Origin of the sequence: Microbacterium paraoxydans, from assembly GCF_019056515.1 — a bacterium.
Taxonomy (GTDB): Bacteria; Actinomycetota; Actinomycetes; order Actinomycetales; family Microbacteriaceae; genus Microbacterium.
Genome location: NZ_CP064873.1, coordinates 823,815 through 849,669, shown reverse-complemented (window position 1 = coordinate 849,669; position 25,855 = coordinate 823,815). Strand labels below are relative to the sequence as shown.

General features: G+C 72.8%; 33 protein-coding genes. 24 read left to right on the top strand and 9 right to left on the bottom strand.

What is annotated here, in order from left to right; all coding sequences use genetic code 11:
• Positions 1 to 6: 6 nt before the first annotated feature.
• From IZR02_RS04045 to flgN, 8 genes are read right to left on the bottom strand one after another with little or no spacing between them, the layout of a single operon-like run.
• Positions 7 to 489 carry a hypothetical protein gene (locus IZR02_RS04045; protein WP_025104334.1) on the bottom strand — a complete coding sequence of 161 codons (483 nt, stop codon included), beginning with the start codon at positions 487 to 489 and terminating at the stop codon, positions 7 to 9.
• Positions 486 to 1,574, bottom strand: a complete 1,089-nt coding sequence (gene tsaD / locus IZR02_RS04040) for a tRNA (adenosine(37)-N6)-threonylcarbamoyltransferase complex transferase subunit TsaD (protein WP_025104335.1) — start codon at positions 1,572 to 1,574, stop codon at positions 486 to 488. Before tsaD ends, IZR02_RS04045 begins: the two co-directional genes overlap by 4 nt.
• Positions 1,571 to 2,059 (bottom strand): ribosomal protein S18-alanine N-acetyltransferase, encoded by a 489-nt coding sequence (gene rimI, locus IZR02_RS04035; RefSeq protein ID WP_025104336.1) that lies wholly within the window; start codon positions 2,057 to 2,059, stop codon positions 1,571 to 1,573. Before rimI ends, tsaD begins: the two co-directional genes overlap by 4 nt.
• Entirely contained in the window at positions 2,056 to 2,673 is a 618-nt protein-coding gene (gene tsaB / locus IZR02_RS04030; protein ID WP_025104337.1) for a tRNA (adenosine(37)-N6)-threonylcarbamoyltransferase complex dimerization subunit type 1 TsaB, read from the bottom strand. Before tsaB ends, rimI begins: the two co-directional genes overlap by 4 nt.
• Positions 2,674 to 2,730: 57 nt before the next feature.
• Positions 2,731 to 3,102, bottom strand: a complete 372-nt coding sequence (locus tag IZR02_RS04025; RefSeq protein WP_025104338.1) for a flagellar assembly protein FliW — start codon at positions 3,100 to 3,102, stop codon at positions 2,731 to 2,733.
• Complete coding sequence (gene flgL, locus IZR02_RS04020) at positions 3,099 to 3,980, bottom strand: flagellar hook-associated protein FlgL (protein WP_025104339.1); 882 nt, start codon at positions 3,978 to 3,980, stop codon at positions 3,099 to 3,101. Before flgL ends, IZR02_RS04025 begins: the two co-directional genes overlap by 4 nt.
• A gap of 13 nt (positions 3,981 to 3,993) precedes the next feature.
• Positions 3,994 to 5,403 carry a flagellar hook-associated protein FlgK gene (gene flgK / locus IZR02_RS04015; protein ID WP_025104340.1) on the bottom strand — a complete coding sequence of 470 codons (1,410 nt, stop codon included), beginning with the start codon at positions 5,401 to 5,403 and terminating at the stop codon, positions 3,994 to 3,996.
• A gap of 13 nt (positions 5,404 to 5,416) precedes the next feature.
• Positions 5,417 to 5,899: a flagellar export chaperone FlgN gene (gene flgN, locus IZR02_RS04010; RefSeq protein WP_025104341.1), complete on the bottom strand. Its 483-nt coding sequence runs from the start codon at positions 5,897 to 5,899 to the stop codon at positions 5,417 to 5,419.
• A gap of 218 nt (positions 5,900 to 6,117) precedes the next feature.
• Here flgN and IZR02_RS04005 point away from each other — a divergent pair, with 218 nt between their 5' ends.
• The 16 genes from IZR02_RS04005 (at position 6,118) to IZR02_RS03930 (ending at position 19,101) form a co-directional block, all read left to right on the top strand.
• On the top strand, positions 6,118 to 6,921 hold the full coding sequence (locus IZR02_RS04005) for a sigma-70 family RNA polymerase sigma factor (protein WP_025104342.1): 804 nt from the start codon (positions 6,118 to 6,120) through the stop codon (positions 6,919 to 6,921).
• Between the two features lie 81 nt (positions 6,922 to 7,002).
• A complete protein-coding gene (locus IZR02_RS04000; protein WP_025104343.1) occupies positions 7,003 to 7,833 on the top strand; it encodes a flagellin in 831 nt (276 codons plus the stop codon).
• Between the two features lie 88 nt (positions 7,834 to 7,921).
• Positions 7,922 to 9,310: a flagellar filament capping protein FliD gene (fliD, locus tag IZR02_RS03995; RefSeq protein WP_025104344.1), complete on the top strand. Its 1,389-nt coding sequence runs from the start codon at positions 7,922 to 7,924 to the stop codon at positions 9,308 to 9,310.
• A 2-nt stretch (positions 9,311 to 9,312) separates the two neighbouring features.
• Entirely contained in the window at positions 9,313 to 9,699 is a 387-nt protein-coding gene (gene fliS, locus IZR02_RS03990) for a flagellar export chaperone FliS (RefSeq protein ID WP_025104345.1), read from the top strand.
• Complete coding sequence (locus IZR02_RS03985) at positions 9,696 to 9,992, top strand: hypothetical protein (RefSeq protein WP_062635827.1); 297 nt, start codon at positions 9,696 to 9,698, stop codon at positions 9,990 to 9,992. The genes fliS and IZR02_RS03985 overlap by 4 nt, the downstream gene beginning before the upstream one ends.
• Positions 9,993 to 10,104: 112 nt before the next feature.
• On the top strand, positions 10,105 to 10,446 hold the full coding sequence (gene flgB, locus IZR02_RS03980; protein WP_025104347.1) for a flagellar basal body rod protein FlgB: 342 nt from the start codon (positions 10,105 to 10,107) through the stop codon (positions 10,444 to 10,446).
• Positions 10,443 to 10,838, top strand: coding sequence for a flagellar basal body rod protein FlgC (locus IZR02_RS03975; RefSeq protein ID WP_025104348.1), 396 nt, complete (start codon positions 10,443 to 10,445; stop codon positions 10,836 to 10,838). Before flgB ends, IZR02_RS03975 begins: the two co-directional genes overlap by 4 nt.
• A 41-nt stretch (positions 10,839 to 10,879) precedes the next feature.
• The gene (gene fliE, locus IZR02_RS03970; RefSeq protein WP_062767075.1) at positions 10,880 to 11,140 is read left to right on the top strand and encodes a flagellar hook-basal body complex protein FliE; all 261 of its coding nucleotides are present in this window, start codon (positions 10,880 to 10,882) and stop codon (positions 11,138 to 11,140) included.
• Positions 11,140 to 12,762: a flagellar basal-body MS-ring/collar protein FliF gene (fliF, locus tag IZR02_RS03965; protein WP_025104350.1), complete on the top strand. Its 1,623-nt coding sequence runs from the start codon at positions 11,140 to 11,142 to the stop codon at positions 12,760 to 12,762. Before fliE ends, fliF begins: the two co-directional genes overlap by 1 nt.
• On the top strand, positions 12,759 to 13,763 hold the full coding sequence (gene fliG, locus IZR02_RS03960; protein ID WP_025104351.1) for a flagellar motor switch protein FliG: 1,005 nt from the start codon (positions 12,759 to 12,761) through the stop codon (positions 13,761 to 13,763). The genes fliF and fliG overlap by 4 nt, the downstream gene beginning before the upstream one ends.
• A complete protein-coding gene (locus IZR02_RS03955) occupies positions 13,753 to 14,361 on the top strand; it encodes a FliH/SctL family protein (protein WP_025104352.1) in 609 nt (202 codons plus the stop codon). Before fliG ends, IZR02_RS03955 begins: the two co-directional genes overlap by 11 nt.
• Complete coding sequence (locus IZR02_RS03950; protein WP_025104353.1) at positions 14,358 to 15,650, top strand: FliI/YscN family ATPase; 1,293 nt, start codon at positions 14,358 to 14,360, stop codon at positions 15,648 to 15,650. The genes IZR02_RS03955 and IZR02_RS03950 overlap by 4 nt, the downstream gene beginning before the upstream one ends.
• Complete coding sequence (locus tag IZR02_RS03945; RefSeq protein ID WP_025104354.1) at positions 15,647 to 16,069, top strand: hypothetical protein; 423 nt, start codon at positions 15,647 to 15,649, stop codon at positions 16,067 to 16,069. The genes IZR02_RS03950 and IZR02_RS03945 overlap by 4 nt, the downstream gene beginning before the upstream one ends.
• A complete protein-coding gene (locus IZR02_RS03940; RefSeq protein ID WP_025104355.1) occupies positions 16,066 to 17,442 on the top strand; it encodes a flagellar hook-length control protein FliK in 1,377 nt (458 codons plus the stop codon). Before IZR02_RS03945 ends, IZR02_RS03940 begins: the two co-directional genes overlap by 4 nt.
• Positions 17,443 to 17,456: 14 nt before the next feature.
• Complete coding sequence (locus IZR02_RS03935) at positions 17,457 to 17,915, top strand: flagellar hook assembly protein FlgD (RefSeq protein ID WP_025104356.1); 459 nt, start codon at positions 17,457 to 17,459, stop codon at positions 17,913 to 17,915.
• Positions 17,916 to 17,940: 25 nt separating this feature from the next.
• Positions 17,941 to 19,101 carry a flagellar hook protein FlgE gene (locus tag IZR02_RS03930; RefSeq protein WP_025104357.1) on the top strand — a complete coding sequence of 387 codons (1,161 nt, stop codon included), beginning with the start codon at positions 17,941 to 17,943 and terminating at the stop codon, positions 19,099 to 19,101.
• Between the two features lie 98 nt (positions 19,102 to 19,199).
• Here IZR02_RS03930 and IZR02_RS03925 read toward each other — a convergent pair whose 3' ends face one another.
• Positions 19,200 to 20,576 (bottom strand): M23 family metallopeptidase, encoded by a 1,377-nt coding sequence (locus IZR02_RS03925; protein WP_036292979.1) that lies wholly within the window; start codon positions 20,574 to 20,576, stop codon positions 19,200 to 19,202.
• A gap of 217 nt (positions 20,577 to 20,793) precedes the next feature.
• Here IZR02_RS03925 and IZR02_RS03920 point away from each other — a divergent pair, with 217 nt between their 5' ends.
• From IZR02_RS03920 to fliQ, 8 genes are read left to right on the top strand one after another with little or no spacing between them, the layout of a single operon-like run.
• Positions 20,794 to 21,048 (top strand): flagellar FlbD family protein, encoded by a 255-nt coding sequence (locus IZR02_RS03920; RefSeq protein WP_025104359.1) that lies wholly within the window; start codon positions 20,794 to 20,796, stop codon positions 21,046 to 21,048.
• Entirely contained in the window at positions 21,048 to 21,863 is an 816-nt protein-coding gene (locus IZR02_RS03915) for a motility protein A (RefSeq protein ID WP_025104360.1), read from the top strand. Before IZR02_RS03920 ends, IZR02_RS03915 begins: the two co-directional genes overlap by 1 nt.
• A complete protein-coding gene (locus tag IZR02_RS03910) occupies positions 21,860 to 22,669 on the top strand; it encodes an OmpA/MotB family protein (RefSeq protein ID WP_025104361.1) in 810 nt (269 codons plus the stop codon). The genes IZR02_RS03915 and IZR02_RS03910 overlap by 4 nt, the downstream gene beginning before the upstream one ends.
• A gap of 49 nt (positions 22,670 to 22,718) precedes the next feature.
• The gene (locus tag IZR02_RS03905) at positions 22,719 to 23,639 is read left to right on the top strand and encodes a flagellar motor switch protein FliM (RefSeq protein ID WP_240183568.1); all 921 of its coding nucleotides are present in this window, start codon (positions 22,719 to 22,721) and stop codon (positions 23,637 to 23,639) included.
• Entirely contained in the window at positions 23,636 to 24,295 is a 660-nt protein-coding gene (fliN, locus tag IZR02_RS03900; protein WP_025104363.1) for a flagellar motor switch protein FliN, read from the top strand. Before IZR02_RS03905 ends, fliN begins: the two co-directional genes overlap by 4 nt.
• Positions 24,292 to 24,777: a FliO/MopB family protein gene (locus IZR02_RS03895; RefSeq protein ID WP_335339183.1), complete on the top strand. Its 486-nt coding sequence runs from the start codon at positions 24,292 to 24,294 to the stop codon at positions 24,775 to 24,777. The genes fliN and IZR02_RS03895 overlap by 4 nt, the downstream gene beginning before the upstream one ends.
• A complete protein-coding gene (fliP, locus tag IZR02_RS03890; RefSeq protein WP_025104365.1) occupies positions 24,774 to 25,583 on the top strand; it encodes a flagellar type III secretion system pore protein FliP in 810 nt (269 codons plus the stop codon). Before IZR02_RS03895 ends, fliP begins: the two co-directional genes overlap by 4 nt.
• Positions 25,580 to 25,852: a flagellar biosynthesis protein FliQ gene (gene fliQ, locus IZR02_RS03885; protein WP_025104366.1), complete on the top strand. Its 273-nt coding sequence runs from the start codon at positions 25,580 to 25,582 to the stop codon at positions 25,850 to 25,852. Before fliP ends, fliQ begins: the two co-directional genes overlap by 4 nt.
• The last annotated feature ends 3 nt before the right edge of the window (positions 25,853 to 25,855 follow it).

Genomic DNA, 25,855 nt, shown 5'->3' with positions numbered 1-25,855 from the left:
TCCCGCCTAGCCGAGTCTCTCGAACTGCATCCCCGCCCAGACCAGCCAGCCGAGGCTGTACACGGTCGCGCACAGCCCCAGCACGAGCGCCCAGCGCGCGATCGCGCGGTTCTCGACGGGGCGGCGCAGCGACATGATGGCGGCGATCACGGCGACGACCGCGACCGGGATCCCCCAGCCCACGAAGAACGATGCGCCGAGCGCGACGATCGCCGCAAGCAGCGCCCACGGCGCCAGCCGCGTGTCGTCCACGGGCACGGGCTCGGACGCCGGCTCCCAGGCGTCCTCCTCCCCGTGGTCGAGGTCGGGCCCGCTCACGACCACGGGCTCGATGCCCACCGGGCCCGTGGGGAGCTTCGTGTAGCCCTCCCGCGGAGCTCCGGGAAGGCGCGCGGTCCCGGCCGGGCGCTCGACCTGCCCGCTCGCGCGCTCGACCCGCGCGCGGGGGGCGACCCCGTCCGGTTCCGGTTCCTGCGCGAGCCCGGTCACGCCGGCACCGCCTCCGCGACCTGGATCTCCGTGACCGGCAGCGTCGAGTCCGCGCCGAAGCCGAGGGTCGAGGCGGGACGCCCCGATGCGATGAGCTCGGCGGCGAGCGCGGCGATCATGGCGCCGTTGTCCGTGCAGAGGGACAGCGGCGGGATGCGCACGGTGACCCCGGCCTCGGCGGCCCTCGACAGCGCGACCTCGCGGAGCCGGCGATTCGCGATCACGCCGCCCCCGAGCAGCAGGCGCGGCACCCCGAGGTCGGCGCAGGCGTTGAGCGCCTTGGTGACGAGGACGTCGACGACGGCCTCCCGGAAGCTCGCGGCGACGTCGGCGATCGGCAGCTCGCGCGCGTCGGCGCCCGCGGCGGCGTTCTCCGCCTCGAAGCGCTCGACCCAGCGGGCGACAGCGGTCTTCAGCCCGGAGAACGAGAAGTCGTAGCGATGCTTCGCGAGGTCCGAGGCACGCGAGAGCCCGCGCGGGAAGCGGATCGCGTCCGGGTCTCCGCCGACCGCGGCCCGGTCGATCTCGGGGCCGCCGGGATACGGCAGGGACAGCAGCCGGGCGACCTTGTCGAACGCCTCGCCCGCGGCGTCGTCCACGGTCTCGCCGAGCAGCTCGACATCGGTCGTGAGGTCGCGCACGTGGAGCAGGGAGGTGTGGCCGCCGGAGACCAGCAGCGCGATCGTCGGGTACTCCAGCGGCGCCGCATCCGGGGTGAGGATGTCGGCCGCGATGTGACCCACGAGGTGGTTGACCGCATACAGCGGCTTGTCGAGGGCGACGGCGAGTCCCTTCGCCGCTCCCACGCCGACCATGAGCGCTCCGGCGAGGCCGGGGCCGCTCGTCACCGCCACCGCATCGAGGTCGGCGAGACGGACGTCGGCCTCGGCCAGGGCGGCGTCGATGGCCGGCTGCAGCGCCTCGAGGTGCGCGCGGGCGGCGACCTCCGGCACGACGCCGCCGTACCGGGCGTGCTCGTCCATGCTGGAGGCGATCGTGTTGGACAGCAGCGTGCGCCCCCGCACGATGCCGATGCCGGTCTCGTCGCAGCTCGTCTCGATGCCGAGCACCAGGGGCTCACTCATGCGGTCGCCTCCTCCGGCGTATCGGCGGGCGCCGGGTGGCGGCGCAGGTCCAGACGCATCACGATCGCGTCGACGTCGTCCGGCTGATAGTAACGGGGGCGCCTGCCGATCTCCTCGAAGCCCTCCGTGCGATACAGCCCCTCGGCCGCCGGGTTGTCGGCGCGCACCTCGAGGAACACCTCGTGCGCGCCCCGGGCGGCAGCCGTCCGCAGCAGGGCACGCAGCAGCGCGCGCCCGCGCCCCTGCCCCCGGACCTCGGCGAGGAGGGCGATGGTCTGGATGTCGGCGTCCGCGCCGCCCTGCAGGGCTCGGACCCCGCCGTAGCCGACGATCGCCCCGCCCTGCTCGTCGACGAGGTAGCGGCCGTGCGGGCTCGCCAGCTCGCTCGCCATGGTCTCCCGGCTCCACGCGTCGGTCGGGAACGAGCGCTCCTCGATGGCCATGATCGCGTCGAGGTCGTCCGGCCGCGCGTCCCGGAGCGTCATGCGCCCACCTTCTTCGGGGCACCGGGCAGGGTGACGTCCGGATGCCGCAGGTAGAGGGGCTCCTCGCCGGCGAGGACCCGGCCGGCGGCGAGCGCCCGCGCCCCCACCCGGGCGAGGTCGACCGCGGACAGCGTCGTCACGTCCACCCGGCGGAGGCCCGCGAGATGCTCGTCGGCGTCGGCGGCGCGCACGAGCACGGTGTCGGCGATCGTGCGCGGGATCCCGTCCTCGTCCTGCCCGTCGAACACGGTGACGGCGACCTCGCGGCGGCGGGCGTCGGTGACGACGGCGAACGGTCCGGTCACGGTGGCCTGGATCGTGAGCGCGGCCGCCGTGTGGCTGGGGACCGGGACGACGGGGACGCCGCGGCCGAGGGCGAACGCCCGCGCGGTCGCGATGCCGATGCGCAGCCCGGTGAACGGGCCGGGGCCCATTCCCGCCACGACGTGCGTGATGCCGTCGGACCCGCCCTCGCGGAGCACGTCGCGCACCAGGTCGCCGATCACCTCGGCGTGGCCCAGCGGGTCGGCGGTACCGGCCTCGGCACGACGCGTCCCGTCCGGGTCGATGAGGGCGACGGCGGTGCCAAGGGAGGTGTCGACGGCGAGGATCACCTCTCCAGGGTAGTCGTCACCCCGCCCGTCACGGCCGGCGATCCGACCCCGCACGGGTCAGCCCAGCGGCGCCCGCACGGGGTAGTCCTGGCCTTCGAGGATGACCTGCGTCGCCGCTCCCGTCGCCCGGTTCACGACGACCGGTGCCAGCAGGTTGACGCTGACACCCTCGGCGGCGGGGTGGGCGACCACGAGCACGAAGGCGTCGTCCGCCGAGGAGAGAGCGAGGTCGGCGACCTGCGCGTCCGTGAGGGTCGGCGCGTACTCCGTGAGCACGGTGTTCGGGTCGACCAGGTAGAGCCGCAGGGCCTCGTCCTCGACCGCCCGCATCGCGAAGAGCCCGTCGGCGCCCTCGACCGGTGCGAGGGCGAAGTCCACATGGGGTGCCAGTCCGGGCGGCGGGGCCGTGAAGGTGAGCGCGGCGGTCATCGCAGGAAGTCCATCAGCGACGGCTGCAGCACGCGCGCGTTCACCGCGAGCGCCGAGCGGTACACGAGCTCCTGCGCCTGCAGGCGGATGAGCACCTCGACCGAGTCGACGTCCTCGACCGCGGCGCGGCGGGACTCGAGGGACACGGAATTCTGCACTGCCGCCTCCTTGGCGCGTTCGATCTGAGCCTGCCTGGTGCCGACCGCGCCCTGCACGCCCAGCATCGCCGTGCGGCGGTCGTCGATCTCCGCGAGCCGTGGTCCGACGTTGGTGCCGGAGCGGAGGTCGGCGACGATGCGGTCGACGAGGGCGAACACCGAGTCGTCGCCCGTGCCGAACACCGCCGCCCCGTCGGTGTCGACGCGGACGGCCGCCGCATCGGACACACGTCGCGTGACCTCGGAGCCGGCGACGCCGCTGTATGAGTAGTCGGCGGCGAAGGCCGCCGTGTCCGAGGTACCCGCGAACACGGACCGCCCGAGCAGCCGGGTGTTCGCCTGCCAGAGCAGCTCATCGCGGATGCCCTCCAGCTCCACCGCGAGGGCCTCCTTCGCCGCGGCGTCCAGCGCCCCGTCGTTCGCTCCCTGCGCGGTGAGGTCCCGCACCCGCGAGAGCAGCGAGGTGCTGGAGGTGATCGCCGTGTCGGCCGCGGTCACCCACGCCAGGCCGTCGTCGATGTTGCGCGCATACTGCTCGGTGCGGCGCTGCTCGGCGTGCAGGGCGAGGGCGGCAGCGGCCGCGGCCGGATCGTCCGAGGGCGCGGCGAACGCCTTCTGCGACGTGGCCTGCTCCTGCAGACGGGCGAGCTCGGAGAGGTTGGACTGCAGCTGGCGCATCGCCGTCTGCGTCATCGTGGTCTGGGTCACGCGAGAGATCATGGGGCTCCTCCGGTCAGCGTCCGACGACGCCCGTGCGGTTGATGAGGACGTCGAGGGCCTCGTCGACGGCGGTGAGCACGCGGGCCGCCGCCTGATAGGCGGTCTGGTACGTGAGGAGGCTGATCGTCTCCTCGTCGCCGTCCACGGCCGCGACCGACTGCTGGGCGCCGACGGCGCCGACCGCCGCCGCATCCGACGCCTTCGCACGCTGCACATCGGCCGCGGTGGACACGCCGAAGCGGGTCACCTGGTCGGTCCACAGCGCATCCGGAGAGGTCGCGCGCTGCCCGATCTGGGAGATGAGGTCGGCGTTGGTCGCGTCCTTGGAGCCCGCTCCGGGCGCGGCGAGGGCCAGGTCGGCCGCCGAGGTGACGGCCACCTGCAGCCCGAGCGCGGCGGAGCCGGTCGCCGGCAGCGTGAAGAAGTCGCCCCCGGGCTGTCCGGACGCCGTGACACCGGCGCGGTGCTGCGCGTTGAGCGACTCCGCCAGCGCCGTGGCCACCCGGTCGTAGGTGGCGGCGAGCTGTGCCAGCATCCCGCCGTCGGCGGCCGGGGCGAGCACCGCGAGCGAGCCGCCGAGCTCTCCGCCGTCGACCACGAGGGGAAGATCCGGGACCGACTCCCAGACCACGCCGACGCGGGGTGCGCCGTCGATCGTCGCCGCGCCGGTCAGGGCGAGGTGACGCGCGTCGCCCCCGGAGACCAGGGCGTTGCCGCCGAGGCGGACCGTGAGCGTGCCGTCCGCCTCCACGGTGGCGGTGCCGCCGGCGAGCCGGGCCACGTCCTCGGCGAGCAGATTGCGGCGGTCGGTGAGCTCGTTGGCCGAGCGGCCCGAGGCCAGAGCGTCGCGGATCTCGGTGTTCAGCACCGCGATCTGGTCGGCCGCGGCGTTGACCTGGCTGACGGTGCGCTCGGCCGTTCCCCGTGCGGCCGTCCACTGCGCGGCGACGGTGCGATAGCCGCCGGAGATGTGGGCGGCGAGCTCCTTCGCCGACTCCAGGATGCTCGCGGCCGCGGCCCCCGAGTCGGGGGTGTTGGCGAGATCCTGCCACCCCGCCCAGAAGTTCGTCAGCCGGTTCGCGAGGCCCTTGTCCGTCGGTTCCGCGAGCGCCGACTCGGCGGTCGTCGCGGCGAGCGCGCGGGTGGCCCAGTAGCCGGAGGCCCCGAGGGTGTCGCGGACCCGGGCGTCGAGCAGCGCGTCGCCGAGGCGGGACACCCCGTCGATGGAGACGCCGTTTCCGGGGAGCGCGCCCATGCTGAAGCGCCCCGTCTGCGCGACGGCGGCGATGGAGGAGGTCTCGACGCGCTGCCGCGTGTACCCCTCGGTCTTCTGGTTGGCGATGTTCTGCCCCACCACATCCATGCCCCGCCGCGCGGCGGCGAGGCCGCTGGCGGCGGTGGTCAGTCCACTGAAAGTCGACATGAATCCCTCTCGGTCACATCTCGGTGTCGATGATGCGGGCGGCATCCTCGCGGGCGCGGTCGCCGCGGGTGGTGTATTCGCCGCTCTCCTGGCCGAGAGCGGCGATGGTCTCCTGGGTGGCGCGGAGTACTCCGCTGAGCTGCTCCGCGGCGGCGTCGCGCATCTGCTCGACCTCCGCCGTCAGCTTCACGAGCGCGCGCATGTGGTCGGTGAAGACGTCGCCCCAGGCCCCGTCCGGGGCGTGCTCGATGAGCTGGCCGATCGTCGCGTCCTGAGGAGCCCCCCACTCCTCGGCGACGCCGGCGACCTCGACGGCCCTGGCCAGGCTCGCGGCGCGCAGGCGGTCGAGCACCTGATCGATCTCCCTGGCCGCGAACTGGATCCAGTGCGACCGGCCGGCGGCGAGCAGCAGCTGTTGCTCGTCGAGCTTGAAAAGCAGCATCTCGAGCAGCTCGCGCTCGCGCCAGAGCTGCATCGATAGTTCGTTGGCTCCCATGATCCCCTTGTCCCCAGCGATCCCCCGCCCCACGCAGGTGCGATCGGCCCGCCTGTTAACGGTTCATAAATCTCTATCGGCCACCGCGCCCCTAAGGTTACTATGTGGACTGGCGGCGGTTAGTGCTCCCCATGGACATATCCCGGACCTTGTGATATGACCATCTACCCCTCGCCATGGAGCTTCCGGAGTGCATCCAGAGAGGTGGATCATCCCCCATGTCGTCGCGCGCTGAGCGCAACCGCCTCGTCGAGGCCAACCTCCCCCTGGTCGGCTACCTCGCTGCAGACACCCATGCTCGGGCTACCCATATCCCCCGCGAAGAGCTCGCCGCCGTCGGCGCGCTCGCCCTCGTGACCGCCGCCGACGCCTACGACCCCGCGCTCGGCGTCCCGTTCGGCGCGTACGCCCGCCGCCGCATCCTCGGCGCGTTCGCCGACGAGATGCGCGCCATGGACTGGGCATCCCGCGGCATCCGCAAGCGCATCAAGGAGACCGTCGCCGTCCGCGACACCCTCACCGCCGCCCTCGGTCGAACGGCGACCGCCACCGAGATCGCCACCGCCATGGGCTCACCCAAGGAGGCGGTGGTGGAGGCCCTCGCCGACGCCGCGCGCACCGTCGCCCCGCTCGACGACCCCGCCACGCGGGACCTCGTCGCCGACATCCCTCTCCCCGAGGAGTCCGCGCTGGTCGGCGAGCGACGAGAGGTGCTCGAGCACGCCATCACCGCTCTCCCCGAGCGCATGCGGCGCATCGTCGTGGCCGTCTACGTCGAGGAGCGCCCCGTCAAGGAGATCGCCGAGGAGCTGGGCGTGACCCACTCGGCCGTCTCGCAGCAGCGGGCGGAGGCGGTGCGCCTGCTCCGCGACGCCCTGGACCGCTACTTCGCCGAGGGCGGCACAGAGACCACGACCACCACCCGCGTCTCGCCCGCCGCGCGGGATGCGTACTTCGGCCGCATCGCCGAGGCCGCCGGCGTCCGGATCGGTGAGGTCTTCCGCGCCGCCGCCCCCGCCTAACGCGTCCGCATCCTCCGCCGATAGGTGAGTGCAGGAGACCACGGATGGTCTCCTGCACAACACATCACGGAGGAAACCCTCATGGGTATGCAGATCAACACCAACGTGGGCGCGCTCAACGCCTACCGCAACCTGTCCAACACGCAGAACGACCTGTCGAAGTCGCTCGAGAAGCTCTCGAGCGGTCTGCGCATCAACCGCGCCGCGGACGACGCCGCCGGCCTCGCGATCTCCGAGGGCCTGCGTTCGCAGGTCAACGGCCTGAACGTCGCGGCTCGCAACGCCCAGGACGGCATCTCGGTCATCCAGACCGCGGAAGGCGCCCTGACCGAGGTGCACTCCATCCTGCAGCGCGTGCGCGACCTGACCGCTCAGGGTGCGAACGACTCGAACAACGCGAAGTCGCGCGAAGCGATCCAGACTGAGATCGGCGCCCTCGCCGACGAGCTCACCCGGATCGCCGACAGCACCAACTTCAACGGCATCAAGCTGCTCTCGGGCGGCACGACGCTGACGTTCCAGGTGGGTGCGGGCGCGGTCGCCGCCGAGGACCAGATCTCGGTCGGCCTGACCAACTTCGCCAACCTCGGCACCACCATCGAGACGCTCGCCGGCACCATGACCGACGCGGCATCGTACGGTGCGGCTCTGGCGGGCATCGACACGCAGATCCAGGCGGTCTCGACCGCACGTGCCGGCTACGGTGCGCTGCAGAACCGCTTCGAGTCGACCATCAACAGCCTCAACGTGTCGGCCGAGAACCTCGCCGCCGCCGAGAGCCGTATCCGCGACACCGACATGGCGTCCGAGATGGTCAAGTTCACGTCGGCGAACATCCTGTCGCAGGCGGGAACGGCCATGCTGGCCCAGGCCAACCAGGCCAACCAGGGCGTGCTCCAGCTGCTGCGCTGATCCGCGCCGCCGCACGGAATCACTCCGGGGGTCCGGGTGACGGCTTCGGCCGTCGCCCGGGCCCCGCCGCACACAGAAGGGAAGCCGCATGTCGCTCTCGCTCGACGGCCTCGTGTCGGGGCTCAAGACCACCGAGGTCATCAAGGCCCTCATGGACGTGCACGCCATCCCCCGCACGCTGCTCAAGGCCAAGATCGACGACAAGAACGTCGTCATGACGCAGCTGCGCACCCTCAACACGGCCGTGCAGAACCTCGCCGCCGCCGCCGAGAAGGCCGCAGCGCCCGGCGGTCTCGACCGCTTCACCGGCAGCGCGTCGTCCGAGTCGGTGAAGGTCGCCCTGCGCACCGGCGCGGCGCCCGTGTCGACCGACATCGTCGTCGACCGTCTCGCCCAGGCGCACACGGTGGTCTCCGCGTCCGCGAGCCGCTGGCCCGCCGACCCGCCCGTCCTGACGCTCGAGGACGCCACGGGGAAGCGCGTCCAGGTGCAGGCCGACTCGACGTCGATGCAGGACATCGCCCAGGCCATCAACGACGCCGACACCGGTGTCCTCGCCACGGCCGTCCCCGCCGGCAAGGATGCCGACGGCACCCCCGTCTACCGCCTGCAGCTCCGGGCCGAGGAGTCCGGAGAGGCAGGACGCTTCCGCGTCTACGCGGGCGACCTCGCCGCGGTGGCCGCCGGCACCGCCACGGACGTGTCCACGGAGCCGGGCGCCGCTGTCATCGCCACAGGCACGGATGCGCAGCTGCGCCTCTGGGCCGGCACGGCGGCCGAACAGGTCATCACCTCGTCCGGCAACACGTTCACCGATCTCTTCGAGGGCGTCGACGTGACGGTCTCCACCGTCTCGACGACCCCCGTCACGGTCACCGTCGCCGTCGACGGCGAGGCCAGGACCAAGGCCTCCGGCGAGTTCATCGCCCTCCTCACGGACATCTTCACCCGCATCGACAACGGCTCGAAGGCGACGGTCGCCGCGGGACAGGGCGAGAAGACCACCCTCGGCGTCTTCACCGGCGACAGCACCATCCGCGGTCTGCGGACGGCCCTCGCCGACGCCGTGCAGCACCCCGTGGACGGCGTCTCGCCCTCCACGATCGGCATCTCGACCGACATGTACGGCAAGCTCACGTTCGACGAGGAGAAGTTCTCCGAGGCGCTGGCGAAGGACCCCGCGGCCGTCGGCGCGCTCTTCTCCGCGGTCGCGGCACGCGTGGAGCAGACGGCGACCTCGTACTCGGACAAGTACGACGGGCTGCTCACCTCGCGGATCACGGGTCAGGAGAGCGAGGTCAAGAGCCTCGGCGAGCAGATGGAGCGCTGGGACGTGCGCCTCGCGCAGCGCAAGGCGTCGCTGGAGCGCACGTACGCGCGCCTCGAGGTGATGCTGTCGCAGATGCAGTCGCAGTCGTCGTACCTCGCCTCCCAGATCAACGCGCTGCCGAGCAGCCGCTCCGGGTCGGACTCGTGAGCATGAACGCCGCCCTGCGTGCCCAGCAGCGGTACCGCGAGGACGCCATCCTGTCCGCCCCGCCGGAGCGCCTGGTCACGATGCTCTACGACCGGCTCCTGCTCGACATCGAACGCGCCGAGACGGCGCAGCGGGCGGCCGACTGGACCGAGGCCAACACCCAGCTCCAGCACGCGCAGGCGATCGTGGCCGAGCTGTCGTCGTCCCTCACCGACGACTGGAGCGGCAGCGCCGGGCTGCGCTCGCTGTACGTCTTCCTCTCGCAGACGCTGATCGGCGCCAACATCGGCCGCGATCCGGAGCGCACGCATGCCTGCCGCGAGCTCGTCGTGCCGCTGCGCGACGCCTGGCACGCCGCCGCCCTGGCCGTCGTGGAGGGCCGCGCATGACGGACGAGGACTGGGCCGCGCTGCTCGACCGGCTCGAAGCGGACGCCGACCGGATCCTCGCCGCGCCGGCGGGCGCCGTCGAGGTGCACGACATCATCCCCTGGGCGCCGCCGTCCTCCCCGCTCCCCCCGCACCTGGCCGATCGCGCCCGTGCGGTGATCGACCGGCAGCACGCCGCCATGGAACGCGCCCGGTCGGAGCTCGAGGGGCTGCGGCAGCACCTCGGTGCCGTCCGGCGCGTGCCGGCACCCCGCTCTCCCGATGCCCCCGCCTACCTCGACGTGGACGGGTGAGGAACCCTCCTAACGAAACCGCACGGACGGCCGACAGTCCCCCGAGAGCACGGATGGCTCGCAAGACTCGGCCAGGGAACGGCCACTTCACCCACACACGGGGAGCCGGTTCGTGTTCGACTCTGTGACCATCACCGCACTGACCAGTGCGCTGAACGGCCTCTCGCTGCGCCAGCGAGCCATCGCCGACAACATCGCCAACATCAACACCCCCGACTACCACGCCAAGCGCGTGCAGTTCGAGGCCGCGCTCGCCGACTCGATCGCCGCCGGTGACGGGGACGTGTCCGCCACGGTCGGGACATCGCTCGAGCCGACACGGCTGAACGGCAACAACGTGAACCTCGACACCGAGACCCTCTCCAGCATCGACACCATGCTCCGCTATCAGTTCGCGACGCAGGCCGTGAACGGATCGTTCTCCTCGATGCGCACCGCGATGAGGACGTCATGACCTTCGACGCCATCGGGATCGCCGGCACGGGACTGACCGTGCACCGGAAGTGGCTCGACGCCATCAGCGACAACATCGCCAACATCAACACCGCGACGTCGACCGACGGCGCGGCGTTCCGGGCGCGCTACATCCTGGCGCAGACCAGCGACCAGTCCCCCGGGGTCTACGTCGCCGGGACCGTCCAGGGCGACGCCGAGGGCCGGCTCGTGCACCAGCCCGACCACCCGCTCGCCGACGCCGACGGCTACGTGCGCTACCCCGACATCGACCTGGGAGACCAGATGAGCCAGCTGATCCTCGCGCAGCGCGGATACCAGGCGAGCGCGGCGATCGTGGACCGCGCCCGCACCTCCTACGAGGCGGCGCTGCAGATCGGGCGGAACGCGTGAGCGCCGTCGCCGGCATCGAGGCCGTCGCCTCGTCCCTCGGCATGACCACCTCGCCCGTGACGGGTGCGAAGACCGGCGACGACACGACCTTCGCGAACAGCGTCACCGGGGCGATCGACGAGCTGCGCTCGCTGCAGTCCGAGTCCGACACCCTGAAGGTCGCCGCCGTGACCGGCGACCTCGACGACATCCACGCCGCGATGATCGCCTCGTCGCGCGCCGCGGTCACCCTCGAACTCGTCGCCGCCGTCCGCAACAAGGGCGTCGACGCGTTCAACGAGATCATGCGGATGCAGGCCTGATGCCCCCGGCAGTGACCGGGGCGTTCCAGCGGATGCGGCGGGTGATCGCCGGATTCTCGCTCGCGCAGCGGACCATCGCCATCATCGGCATCGCCGTGCTCGCACTCGGCATCATCGCCCTGTCCAGCTGGCTCACACGCCCCACATACACACCGCTGTTCTCGGGGCTGAACGCCACGGACGCGAACGCCGTCGTGGAGCAGCTGCGCTCCGCCTCCGTCCCCTACGAGCTCGCCGACGGCGGCGCCACCGTGCTCGTCCCCGAGAAGGACGTCTACGACCAGCGGCTCGCCGCCGCGTCCGCCGGACTGCCGAGCGCCGGATCGGCCGGGTACTCGCTGCTCGACGACATGGGCGTCACCACGAGCGAGTTCCAGCAGTCGGTCACCTACAAGCGCGCGATCGAGGGCGAGCTCGCCGCCACGATCTCCGCGATCGACGGCGTCTCCGCGGCCTCCGTGCAGCTCGCGATCCCCGAGGAGAGCGTCTTCGTGTCGGAGACCGTCGACGCGACGGCCTCCGTGTTCGTGGAGACCGCCGGACGCACGACGCTCGACCAGAAGCAGGTCGAGGCCATCGTGCACCTCACCTCGGCCGCCGTCAGCGGCATGAAGCCGGAGAACGTGGCCGTCGTCGACCAGACCGGGCGGACGCTGTCGACCGTGGGCGGCGGGGCCACCGGCGGCCTCGACCAGCAGGCGAGCGACTACGAGGCCCGCGTGGCCGCGAGCGTGCAGCAGATGCTGGACACCGTGGTCGGCCCGGGCAACGCGACCGTGACGGTGGTCGCCGAGATCGACCGCTCGGTGAACGAACGCGTCGAGGAGACGTACACGCCGGCCGAGGGCGCACCCCCTCTCACCGAAGAGGTCCGCGAGCAGAACAGCAACGGCTCCACCTCCGAAGCCGGGGTCCTGGGTCCGGACAACATCGCCGTGCCGAACGGGAACGGCGACGGCACCTACCGGTCCTCCGAGGAGACGCGCACCAACGCGGTGAACAAGGCCACGGAGAGCACGTCCACCCCCGCCGGAAACCTGCTGCGGCAGTCGGTGTCGGTCGCCGTGGACGCCGGCGCGGGCGGAGACCTCAGCTCCGCGCAGCTCAGCGACCTCGTCGCCACCGCAGCCGGCATCGACCGCACCCGCGGCGACGAACTCGCCGTCGAGCTCGTCGCGTTCAGCCAGACGGACGCCGAGGCCGCCCAGGCCGCGCTGCAGGCGGCGAAGGAGGCCGAAGAGGGCGCCCGTCAGGCCGCGCTCCTGAACACCGTCATCATCGCCGCTGCCATCGCCATCCCGCTCATCGCCGCGATCACCGCGCTGATCATCCGGTCCCGACGGAAGGCGGCGGGTGTGGAGGAGTTCGACCAGCTCTTCGGTGACCGGCCCGCCGAGCTCGCCGCGCTCTCCGCCGACGCACCGACGGCCGTGCTGGAGGCGCCGACAACCCCGCTCGCCTTCCTCGAGCCGGTGCCGGATCTCGACCCGGACCCCGAGCCCGAGCCCGCGCAGATCAGCCTCGAGCGCCGCCGTGCCGAGATCGACGCCCTCACCCGGCAGGACCCGCAGCGCACGGCCGAGCTGCTGCGCACGCTCATCGACGACAGGTCACGGGCATGAGCGGACTCACCGATCGGCAGACGGCCGCCATCGTCCTCATGAACCTCGACCGCGCGCAGGCCGTCGAGGTCATGAAGCATCTCTCGGAGACCGAGGCCGAGGCCGTCGCCACCGAGATCATCGGGCTGCAGGACCTCGATGCGGAGACGACCGCCCAGGCGCTGGGACAGTTCCATCGCATCGCGGCCGGGCACCTGCCCCCGGCCCGCGGCGGGCGCGACATCGCCGCCGGGCTCCTGGAGGCCTCCTTCGGGTCGGAGCGGGCGGCCGCCGTGCTCGGCCGCGTGGGCTCCACGTCGATGAGCGCCTCGTTCGACTTCCTCGCCTCCGCCGACGCCGCCCATCTCGCCACGCTCCTGGACGGCGAGCTGCCGCAGACCGTCGCACTCGTGCTCGCGCACCTCCCCGCCGATCAGGCCGCCGCCGTGCTCGCCGCGCTGCCCGACCCCGCCCGGACCGACGTCGCGCAGGCCATCGCCACCATGGGCACCGCCTCCCAGGAGGCCATCGCCATCGTCGCCGACGCCCTCAAGGCGCGGACCGGCAGCCTCGCGTCGCGGGACAGCCCCGAGGTGCTCGGCGGCGTCGAGCCGCTCGTGGAGATCATCGGCCGCTCGGGGGCCACCATCGAGAAGGCCCTGCTGGCGAGCATCGAGGACCGCGACAGCGCCCTCGCGGAGGACATCCGCTCGCGCATGTTCACGTTCGCGGACATCGTCAAGCTCGACGACCGGGACACCCAGCGCGTGCTGCGGGGCATGGACATCCGGTCGCTGGCGCTGGCCCTCAAGGGCGCCCAGCAGCCGATCGTCGACCTCATCCGCCGCAACGTGTCCGAGCGCAACCGCGAGAACCTCGACGAGGAGGCCAGGTCGCTGGGCCCCGTGCGCGTCTCCCAGGTCGAGGAGGCGCGGGCTGAGATCGTCCGCACGATCCGGGCGCTGGAGGCCGCCGGGGACATCACCGTGCAGCGGGCCGACGAGGACGAGTATGTCTACTGACGCCTTCGCCCCCGCCGCGTTCCCCCGGCTCGGCGGCTCGGACCACCGCGGGGAGCAGGAGCGCGCGCGCCGCCGCGGGTACGCCGAGGGCCACGCCGCGGGCTTCCGGGCGGGCACGGCCGACGCCGAAGCCGCGCACCGCGCCGCCGCGGCCGAGCAGGCGGAGCGGGAGCGCCATCGCGCCGAGGAGATGGCCGCCGCGGTGGCGGCCCTGCACGCCGCGGCACGCTCCCTGGCGGAGCGGGAGGCGGAACTGGAGGCCGCCGCGACGACCCAGGTGCTCTCCCACGCGATCGACCTCGCGGAGCTCCTCCTCGCGGCCGAGCTGAGCGATGCGGGCACCGCGGCGGCCGCTGCGGCCCGCCGCGCCCTGAGCGCGACCGCGCCGGCCGCGGTACGCAGCCTCCGCGTCCATCCGGAGGATCTCCGGCTCCTCGCCGCGGAGACCGGAGACGACCTCGCCGCATTCCCGCTCGTCGCCGACGACACCCTCGCCCGCGGCGACGCCGTGGCCGTGCTCGCGCACGGCGTCATCGACGCGAGGGTCGGGACGGCGTTCGAGCGCGCGCGCCGCGCCCTCGCGGAGGGCACGCCGTGAGCTCCTGGGCGGCGGTGCTCGAGGCGGCGCGGCCGGAGCGCATCGGCGAGGTCTCCCAGGTGCGCGGACTCAGCGTGCAGGTGCGCGGGCTCGACGGCGCCATCGGGGACGTGGTGACGCTCGACGGCATCGACGCCGAGGTCGTGGCGACGGGCGAAGACGGGCTGCGCTGCATGCCGCTCGCCCCGGTCGCCGGACTCATCGTCGGCGCCCCGGTGCGCGGCCGGGGCGGCCCGGTGCGCGTTCCCACCGGACGCGCGCTGCTGGGCCGGGTCCTGGACGGCCTCGGGCGTCCCATCGACGGCAAGGGTCCGCTCGCGGCGCCGCAGGTGAGCCTGGATCACGACACCCCCTCGATCATGGAGCGCGATCGCATCGACACCCCGCTCCCCCTCGGCGTGCGCGCGCTCGACACCCTCGTCAGCGTCGGCCGAGGTCAGCGCGTCGGCCTGTTCGCGGGATCGGGCGTGGGCAAGTCGTCGCTGCTGTCGATGATCGCGCGCGGCACCGAGGCCGAGGTCACCGTCATCGCCCTCGTCGGCGAGCGGGGCCGCGAGGTGCGCGAGTTCATCGAGGACGACCTGGGCCCGGAGGGACTCGCCCGCTCGGTCGTCGTCGTCTCCACTTCCGACCAGCCGGCGATGGCCCGCATCCGCGCCGCGTTCACCGCCACCCGGATCGCGGAGGCCTTCCGCGACGACGGGGCGCACGCGATCCTCATGATGGACTCGCTGACCCGCGTCGCCATGGCCCAGCGCGAGATCGGGCTCTCCGCGGGCGAGCCCCCGGCCACCCGCGGCTACCCGCCCTCCACCTTCTCGCTCCTCGCCGGGCTGCTGGAACGCGCCGGCACCGACCGCGCCGGCTCCATCACGGGCATCTACACCGTGCTCGTCGACGGCGACGACCACAACGAGCCGATCGCCGACGCGGTCCGCTCCATCCTCGACGGCCACGTCGTACTCGACCGCGCCCTCGCCCTCGCCGGTCACCACCCCGCCATCGACGTCCTCGGGTCCGTGTCCCGCGTGGCCGGCAAGATCACGAGCCGGGAGCGCCGCGCACAGGCGGCCACCCTCCGCGCCGTGCTCGCGGCCCGACGCCGGGCGAACGACCTCATCGACATCGGCGCCTATCACGCCGGCGCCGACGCCCGTATCGACGCGGCGATCGCCCATGAACGGCCGATCTCGGCGTTCCTCACCCAGCCGCTCGACGAGACGAGCGCGATCGACGACTCCTGGGCCCGCCTGGAGAGCCTCGTCTCCGCCTTCGAGGGGGTCTCATGAGCAGAGGGTTCTCGCTCGCCGGTCTCCTGCGCGTCCGGGAGATCCAGGAACGCGCCGCCGCGCAGCGTCTGTCGCGCGCGGTGATCGACGCGCAGCACACCGAGGCCAGGGACCGGGCACTGCGCGCGCACCTTGCCGGCACGGACACGGAGGCCGTGGACGTCCGTGCGCTGGCGGCGCTCGCGGCGGCCCGGGTCTCCGGCCGGGCGCTGCTGGCCGACCTCACGACGCTGTCGGCCCTCCAGCAGGAGACGGTCGCGGAGGCACGGTCCGCGCACGCCGACGCCCGGCGCACGCTGCGCGGCCTCGAGCGTCTCGCGGACGGCCACGCCGAGGCGGTACGCGCCGCCGACCTGCACGCCGAGCAGGCGGAGCTGGACGAGATCGCCTCCCGCTCCCGGACGGAGGGCTCGGCATGACCGCTCTCGACCTCCTCGCGGCGCTCGACGTGCGCCCCCCGCGCTCCGCAGCCCCGGCCGGCCGCGGCGGCGCCCCCGGAGCCGCCGCCTTCGCCGACGCCGTGCGCGATGCCGCGCGGGAGACGGAGCCGGCCGGCCCCACGTCGCCCGAGGACCCCGCGACCGACGCAGCGCCGAGGAGCGACGGCACCGCGGCCGTTCCCGCCGACGGTGCCGTCGCCACGCCGCTTCCGCTCCCGGCCCCGTCGCCCTCCGGGTCGGTGGTCGCGCCGCCCGCGATCCCGACTGTCGTTCCGCCGGACGCCGGCCCGACGGTGGTTCCGACGCCGCCCGAGGGAGAGCAGACTCCGGCGACTCCGTCTCCGGCACCTCCGTCTCCGGCGGGTCCGGCCATCTCCGGCACCGACGCGCTCCCCCTGCCCGCCGTCGACTCCGCCTCCCCCGCGGCGACGCCTCCTCATGCGGAGGCGGTGCCCACGGCGGCCGGCATGGCACCGGTCGACGCACCGGTCGACGCCGGAGCGGTCCGGTCGGCCCCCGCTCTCGCGTCGTCGGCGCCATCGACCGCGCCTCCGACGACCGGAGCGGTCGTGCCGTCCCCGCCCTCCTCGTCCATCGAGGCAGCGGCGGGCGCGCGTACCGGCGAGGACGGCGGGACGAGCGCAGGATCGGACGGCAGGACGTCCCACCTCGCCGGGCCGGCGCCGGACGGAGCGACGGCCACGCTCGCGCTCCCGACCGAGGCCCCGACCGTCCCCGAGACCCCCTCCGTGTCCGGGACGCCCTCCATCCCGGTGCCGTCCGCCGCCACCCCCGCAGGCTCGAGCGCCGTCGACCCGGTCGCAGCCGGGTCCACGCCCGCGCCGAGCCCGGTCGCCGCCACGGCCACCGCGCCCGTCACGCCGCCGAGCGCCGTCCCCGCGCCGGTCCGACCGGCCCTGCTCCCCCAGGTGGCGGCTCCGGTGCTGTCCCTGGCCCAGGCCCCCGACGGCGATCACCGGATCACGCTCACCGTCTCGCCGGAGAACCTCGGTCCCGTCACCGTGCGGGCCCACATCGCCGGCTCCACCCTGCGCATCGAGCTGCAGGCCCCGAGCGAGATCGGCAGGGACGCCCTGCGCGCCCTCCTCGTCGATCTCCGCCGGGACCTCGCGGTCGCCGCGCCGCACGCCACCCTGAGCCTCAGCACCGGGGACGGCTCGTCCTCCTCGCCCCAGCACGGCGCGACGACGCACGGCCAGACCGGGAACGGCGACCCGGACACCCCGCGCCCGCCGACCACCCCGCGTCCCCCGGCCTCGGCGCCGACCGCTTCCCCGCCCCCGCCCGCACCGCCCGCCGCGCCCACCGGCGGCATCGACGTCTACGCCTGATCAGAGAGGACTCCATGACCACGGTCGACTCCATCACCGGCACCCTGCCCCCGGGTGCCACGCCGACGTCCGGTGTGCAGACCGGCAGCACGACGCCGGCGACAGAGCGCAAGAAGACCCTCGACTCGGAGGTGTTCCTCAAGCTGCTCGTGACCCAGCTCACCAACCAGGATCCGAGCTCGCCGATGAACACCAACGAGATGATCTCCCAGACGACGCAGCTCGCCTCGATGGAACAGCTGACGGCGCTCGCCTCGACCAGCACCGAGAGCTTCGCCCTCAGCATGCGGCAGACCGCCGCCGCCCTCCTCGGGCAGGAGGCGCAGTACGTCGACGCCGACGGTGTCACCCAGAAGGGCGTCGTCACCGCGGTCTCCTACGCGGGAGCCGTCCCCACCGTGACCATCGGCGAGAAGTCGATCCCCCTCGACGCGATCTCCGGCGTCTCCCTCGTCCCCGGCACCGCTGCCTGACCCCGCTCCCCAGAAAGGCACCACCATGCTCCGTTCCCTCTTCTCCGGAATCTCCGGACTCCGCTCGCACCAGACCATGCTCGACGTCACGGGCAACAACATCGCCAACGTCAACACGACCGGCTTCAAGGCGTCCTCCGTGCAGTTCCAGGACTCCCTCTCCCAGCTCCTGCGCAACTCGATGCTGCCGCAGCAGGCGGCCGGCGGGCAGAACCCCGCCCAGGTCGGACTCGGCGTGCAGGTCGCCGGCATCAGCACCAACTTCGCCGGAGGAGCCCCGCAGCCGACCGGCGTCCCCACCGACCTGATGATCTCGGGCGACGGCTTCTTCGTCGTCCGCTCCGGGGGCGAGACCCTCTACACCCGCAACGGCGGCTTCACGTTCGACGCGAGCGGCCGTCTCGTCGGTGCCGGAGGAGCCCTCGTCCAGGGCTGGACCGCGACCAACGGGGCGATCGTCCCCGGTCAGGGCATCGGGGACATCACGCTCCCCGTCGGCGCCCTCAGCCCCGCGGCCGCCACCACCACCGCGCGCGCCACCGGGAACCTGCCCTCCGGCGCCGCGGTCGGCGAGACGCTCGTGCGCGACATCAAGACCTACGGCGCCGACGGCTCCGCGTCAACCCTGCGGCTGACGTTCACGCGCAGCGCGACCGGGTGGGACGTCACCGACGGGGCGGGTGCGAGCACCGCACTGACCTTCACCGACGGGGTGCAGAACGGCGCCGGGAGCATCGTGTCGGGCGGCGTCACCGTCGACCTGTCCGGTGTGACCGGCTTCGCCGACGTCAACGACATCGCGATCAAGGAGCAGAACGGCAAGCCGGCGGGCACGCTGAGCTCCTACGCCCTGACGAACGACGGCAGCCTCGTCGGCACCTTCAGCAACGGCGACACCCAGGTGCTGGCACGCATCGCGCTGGCCGGATTCGTGAACCCCGGGGGCCTGGAGAAGGTGGGCTCCTCGCAGTTCCGCCCGAGCGGCAACTCCGGTCAGGCCGAGCTCGGACAACCGGGCACCGGCGGCCTCGGCGGCATCATCAGCGGCGCGCTCGAGATGTCCAACGTCGACCTCTCGCAGGAGTTCACCAACCTCATCGTCGCGCAGCGCGGCTTCCAGGCCAACGCCCGCATCATCACCACGAGCGACGAGGTGCTGCAGGAGCTCACGAACCTCAAGCGCTGACCCCTCCCGAGACCCCGTCTTCGCGTCGAGGCCCCGCCGTGTCCACGTGGATACGGCGGGGCCTCGACGATAGAGCGGGGTGTCGCGGGGTTGGTGGGTCAGACGTAGATGCCGCGCTGCTCCATGAAGAGCACGGGGTTGGTGTACCCACCGTTGATGTAGACCTCGAAGTGCAGGTGGCAGCCGAACGAGCGTCCCGTGTCGCCGGCGTAGGCGATGACCTGACCGGACTGCACCCACTGCCCGCTGCGGACGATGATGCCGCCCGGCTTGATGTGCGCGTACCCCGTGCTGACGCCGCCGCCGTGCTGGATGCGCACGTAGTTGCCGTAGTTGCCGTTCGGGCCGGCGTAGTCCACCGTCCCGGAGTTCGCGGCGTAGATCGCGGCGCCGCAGCCGTTGGCGAGGTCGGCCCCGTAGTGGAAGCTCGACGAGCAGCCCTGTGGACCGCAGATGGGCGTGCGCGGACCGTAGCTCGAGCTCCGCGCCCCGCCGTGCGGGCGCACCCAGCCGCCGTTGCCCGGCGTGCCACCGCCGCCGCCACCGCCACCACCGCCGCCGCTCGTCCCGCGGCCGGCCGCAGCCGCCGCCGCGGCAGCAGCCGCCGCCTCGCGCTTGCGACGGGCTTCCTCCTCGCGCCGCCGTGCCTCCACGCCCGCCTGGTACCCCGCGACCGTCTTGGTCGTGGTGTCCTTGAGCGCCGCCAGCTGGGCCTTGAGGGTCTCGAGGTTCGCCGCCTGCTCGTCGAGCGCGGCCTGGGCCGCGTCCGCCGCCTGCTGCGCCGCGACCATCTTCTGCTCGGCGACCTGCTGCAGGCGGTCGCGCTCGTCCCTGGCGACCTGCGCCTGCGCGGTCAGAGCCTGCGCGGTGTTGCGCGCCGAGACGGCGTTGTCGTAGGTGGTCTGGTTGTACTCGAGGAACTTGTTCATGGTGCCGAGCCGCGACAGCAGCTCGTCGGCGTTGGCTCCCGACCCGGCGAAGAACAGCTCCAGTGCGGTGTCGTCGCCGCCGCTGCGGTAGAGCTGGGCCGCGATCTGGCCGGCCTTCTTCGCGGTCTCGTCGGCGAGCGCCGCCTTCTCGTCGGCCTGGGCCTGCAGGGCGTCCGCCTCGGTGATCGCGGCGAAGTAGGCCTGCTGCGCCTCGAAGAACTCGTCGGACGCGACCTGTGCCGCCGCCTGGGTCTCCGCGACCTTGCGCTCCAACGACTGGATCAGCCCCTGGATCCGGCTGACCTCGCCGGCCTTGGCCGCCTCGTTGTTCTTCGCGCGCTGCACGTCGTCCCAGCTCGGGTACGACGCGGCATGCGCGGCCGTGACCCCCGAACCGACGCCGAAGGCGGCGAGCGCGACGACGCCCAGCGCGCCGATCCCGAAGGCATGGCGCCGGCTGACCGGCTGGTTCCACAGCGCGCCGCGTTCGGCAGCGGTCGGCGCGCAGCCGCACTCCTCGGCCGCCGTCGCCGCGGCCTTCTCCACGTTCCGATCCCGCACAAGGCTCCCTTCGCCCGCTGCTCATCGTCCCCCGCCCCTGGTCCCTATCGGCGACGACGCGCCCGCCGTGAGAAAGATCCCGCTCGGTCCGACCCCGCGCTAACGCGGCGCAGCACCCGGCCGACAGTCCTCTCCGACAGCCCAGGACGGGCCGTCGGTTCCCCGCTCTCGGGCGGGGCGAGCTTTTTCCAGGATGGAGCCCATGATCGTCCTCACGCGCCTGAACCGTTCCCGGTTCGCGGTGAACCCCGACCTGATCGAACGTGTCCAGGCCACGCCGGACACGACGATCATGATGGTCGACGGCGCGACCTTCGTCGTCACGGAGACGATGGACGACGTGATCGCCCGGATCACCCGCTTCCGCGCCGGGATCCTCGCGACCGCGGCCGCACTGGTCGCGGCCGGCGACGAGGTCGGCGCTCCCGCCGTATCCGTCACGGGAGGGGACGCCTGATGGATCCGTCTCTCATCCTCGGGCTCGTCCTCGCGTTCGGCGCCCTCATCGCCATGATCAACCTGGAGGGCGCGACGATCGGGTCGCTCCTCCTGCCCGCGCCGATGGTGCTCGTCTTCGGTGCCACGATCGCGGTCGGGCTGGCCAGCGGCACGCTGCGCGACGCCCTGCACGCCGTGAAGTCCCTCCCCCGCGCGTTCCGCGGCGAGCGCCGGACCGCGCAGAGCACCATCGACACGGTCGTCGGCTACGCGGAGAAGGCCCGCGCCGAAGGGCTCCTGGCGCTGGAGCAAGGGCTGGACGAGGAGAAGGATCCGTTCCTGCGGCAGGCCCTGCAGAGCATCGCCGACGGGACCGACGCGGAAGACCTCCGCGTGCTGCTCGAGGACGAGCTGTCGTCCACGGCCGCCCGGAACCGCACCGCCTCCCGCTTCTACATGACCCTCGGCGGGTTCGCCCCCACGGTCGGCATCATCGGCACGGTCGTCTCCCTCACCCACGTGCTGGAGAAGCTCGACAAGCCGGACACCCTCGGACCCATGATCGCCGCCGCCTTCGTCGCCACGCTGTGGGGCCTGCTGTCGGCGAACTTCATCTGGCTCCCGATCGGCGGCCGCCTGCAGCGTCTGGGCGAGCTGGAGCTCGAGCGCATGACGGTGCTCATGGAGGGCATGCTCGCCGTCCAGGCCGGTGCCGCCCCCGCGCACGTCCGCGAGCGCCTGAGCGCGCTCGTCTCCGATCGTTCCCCCGGCCGCTCCCGCCGCCGCGAGCAGCCGGCGGAGGCGGCGGCCGAGCACGAGGACCTCTTCTCATGAGCGTGCGCACCCGACGCCGCGTCCAGGAGTCCGAGCACAGCGGGCCGGACGAGCGCTGGATGGCGTCGTACCTCGACATGGTGACGGTGCTGATGTGCATGTTCATCGTGCTCTTCGCCATGTCGACCGTCGACCAGGAGAAGTTCGAGGCCCTGAGCGCGTCCCTCGCGACCGGCTTCGGCCAGGAGCCCTCCGACGACATCGATGTGACCAGCGGCGTCGTCGTGCCGCCCGAGCTCGTGGACGACGAGGGCGAGGACTTCGCCGACACCGGGCTGGAGGCCGCGCAGCGCGAGTTCGACGAGCTCTCCGCCCTCCGCGAGCGCCTGCGCCAGGTGCTGGCGGACCGGGGGCTCGAAGCCGACGTCACCTTCACGATCGACGAGCGCGGTCTGACCATCGGACTCGTGAGCGCGGAGACCTTCTTCACCACCAACAGCACGGACCTCAGCCCGGCCGCGACGCAGGTGCTCGATGCGCTCGGGTCGGTCCTCGTCTCGGCCCCCAACGAGATCTCGGTGGAGGGGCACGCCGACGCCCGCGGCTCGGTCGCCCCCTTCCCGACCAACTGGGAGCTCTCCGCCGGGCGCTCCACGCAGGTGCTGCGCTACCTCGTGGAGGCCGCCGGCCTGCCCCCTGCCCACCTCAAGTCCGTCGGGTTCGGCGACACCCGCCCGGTCGCCGCCGGCAGCACGCCGGAGCAGCTCGCGGAGAACCGCCGGGTGGACATCGTCATCCTCTCCGATGCCAGCGAGGAGGTGCGAGCGCTGATCCCGGCCGCGGGTGCCGCGCAGACCTCCCCCTGACCCGTCCCTAACGCACGCCGCTCACCGCCCGATAGTCGGGTTCGTGGTGATGGATGACGGCGTGCGCTCTCGGGCGCGCGCGGAGACGGCGATCGCCGACGTCGAGGTCTACGACTTCGGACGCGCGGCGACGCTGTCGCGCGAGCACGCCCGCACCCTGGAGCTCGCGTTCGAGACGTTCGCGCGGCAGTGGTCGGCCCAGCTCTCCGGCAAGATCCACGTGCGCGCCACCATCGCCGTCGAGCACGTCGGCATGCTCACATACGGCGAGTACGCGCAGTCGCTTCCCACCACGACGACCATGATCGTGTGCGCGCTGCCCGATTCGGACGAGCGCATGATCGTCCAGGTGCCGATCCCGACCGCGACCTCGTGGATCGTGCAGATGGTGGGAGGACGATCGACGTCCACCGCCGAGGACCGCACCTTCACCCCGATCGAGCAGGCGCTGATCCGATCGCTGATCGCCGACGCCATCGACCACCTCACCGGCAGTCTCGACGGCCTGCTGCCCGCAGGCGTGACCGTCGCCGGCATCCAGTACAGCTCCCAGTTCGCGCAGGTGGCCGCCGCCGGGGAGCCGGTGATCGTCGCCCGCCTGTCGATGCGCCACGGCGGCCGGACGGTGCCCGCCAGCATCATGCTCCCCGCGTCGGTCCTCGCCGGGTTCGCGGTACGCGCCTCCGACGCCGACCGCACCGAGACCCCGGGACTGGTCCGGCGGCAGGTGGAAGCCGCCCCGGTCGAGGTGGCGCTGCGGCTGGCTCCCCGCACCGTGCTCCCCCGCGAGGTGCTCGATCTCGCCGTCGGCGACCTGCTGCCCCTGCCGCACGCCGCCGACCGTCCCCTGCTCCTCACCGTGGGCGACCAGACGGTCGCGACCGCCGCCGTCGGCAGCGCGGGCGCCCGGCTCGCCTGCGTCGTGACCGCCACCGTCCCCGAAACCGCCCCCGCTCAGGAGTCCGCGTGATCAGCACCACCGCTTACGAGTCCGCCGTCGCCGCCGCGTTCGCGGCCCGGCTGCCCACCGCCGCACCGGTCACCGCGCGCGCCTCGCAGGTGTCCGGCGACACCGGCGACGCGGTGGTCGCGCAGTTCGTCGGCGAGGCGAGCGCCCAGCTCGCCGTGCAGCTCCTCGACGCCGACGTGCTCGTCGACGGCCTCGGGGACCGCCCGCTCACCGACCGGCTGCTGGACGCGCTCGAGGCCGCGGCGACCGCCCTCGGTCCGGGCCTGCTCGGCGAGGCCGCGGTCGGCGACGCCTCGGCCGTGTTCGCCGACCCGCAGACCCAGCTCTTCGACCTCGTGGACCACACCGAGCGGATCATCGGCCGCCTCGCCGTGCGGATCACCCACCGCCCCGCGCGCCCGACCGGGGCCGACGGCCGCCTGCACCGCATCGCGGGCGTCGAGATGGAGCTGACGGTGGAGATCGGCCGCACCCGCATGGCCGTCCGCGACGTGCTCGACCTCGAGCCCGGTCGCATCGTCGAGCTCGATCGCTCCGCGGGCGCTCCCGCCGACGTCAAGCTCAACGGCCGCACGATCGCGCACGGCGAGGTCGTCGTCGTCGATCAGGACTACGCGGTGCGGATCACCCGCATCCTCGAGAACGTCGAGGCCTGACCCTGGACGACCTCCTGCTCGCGCTGCGGGTCGGGCTGTCGCTCGCCGCCGTCCTCGGGCTGCTCTGGTTCCTGCAGCGCCGGGTCTCGAAGACCCAGGCGCGGCGCCGCGACGCCGAGGCGATCACGGTGCTCGGGCGTCAGGGCATCGGTCCGAAGGCGCAGCTCGTGGTCGTGCAGACCGACGACGCCCGCTACGTGCTCGGGGTCACCGAGCACGGTGTGAGCGTGGTCGACCGCCTTCCCCTGCGGCCGGAGCCCGCGGAGTCCGAGGTCGGGCACCCGCCGGCCACCCGCACGGCCGACGACGCCGAGTTCGACCGCATCCTCGCCGCCGCCGCACTCACGAGCGCGCCCCCGGCGGTCGCCCCGGCACCGGAGCTCCGTCGCCGCGTGCGGCACCGCAACGACCCGCTCCGCGGTTCCATCCTCTCCCCCGACACCTGGCGGCAGACCGCCGAGGCCCTCCGGCGCGCACGATGACCGCGACCCGTGCCGTCGATCGCGGTCGCGCCTCGCGGCTGGTCGTCCTCGTCGCGGTCGCGATCCTCCTCGCCGTCGTCCTCGTCGCCCTCTCCGGCACCGCCGCGCACGCGGAGGTCACCCCGGACGACGGCGAGGGCGTGACGATCGACATCAACGGCATCGACGGCGGCCCGTCCGGCTCGATCCTCACCCTCCTGGGGATCACGCTGCTGTCGGTGGCCCCCGCGCTGCTGCTGATGATGACGTCGTTCACGAAGATCTTCGTCGTCCTCGCCATGACCAGGAACGCGCTGTCCCTCCCGACGATCCCGCCGAACCAGGTGCTCGCGGGCCTGTCGCTGTTCCTCTCGCTGTTCATCATGTGGCCCGTGCTGACCGAGATCAACACGCTCGCGGTGCAGCCGTACATCGACGGGGCGCTCACGTTCACGCAGGCCGTGGACGTCGGGCAGGCCCCCCTGCGGGAGTGGATGCTGCACTACACGCGCGAGGAGGACCTCGCGCTGATGACCCGGATGGCCGGGCAGGACAATCCGGAGGACGCCGCGAGCGTGCCGATGTACACGCTCATCCCCGCGTTCATGATCTCGGAGCTGCGGGCCGCCTTCATCATCGGCTTCGTGATCTTCGTGCCGTTCCTCGTGATCGACCTCGTCGTGGCGGCGGCGCTTATGTCGATGGGCATGATGATGCTCCCGCCGGTCATGATCTCGCTGCCGTTCAAGATCCTGCTGTTCATCCTCGTCGACGGGTGGGGGCTCATCATCAAAGCGCTCCTGGAGAGCTACGGAGGTGTGGGATGAGTCCCGAAGCCGTCCTCGACATCGGTGCCCAGGGGCTGCTGATCGCCGCCAAGCTCGCCGCCCCGATGCTCATCACCGCGCTCGTGGTGGGCTTCGCGATCTCGCTGCTGCAGTCCATCACCCAGGTGCAGGAGGTGACGCTGTCGTTCGTGCCGAAGATCGTCGCGGTGGGCATCGCCCTGCTCATCGCGGGGAACTGGATGATCGCCGAGATCATCGCCTTCACGAACGAGATGTTCGCCCGCATCCCGTCGCTGCTGAGCGGATGAGCC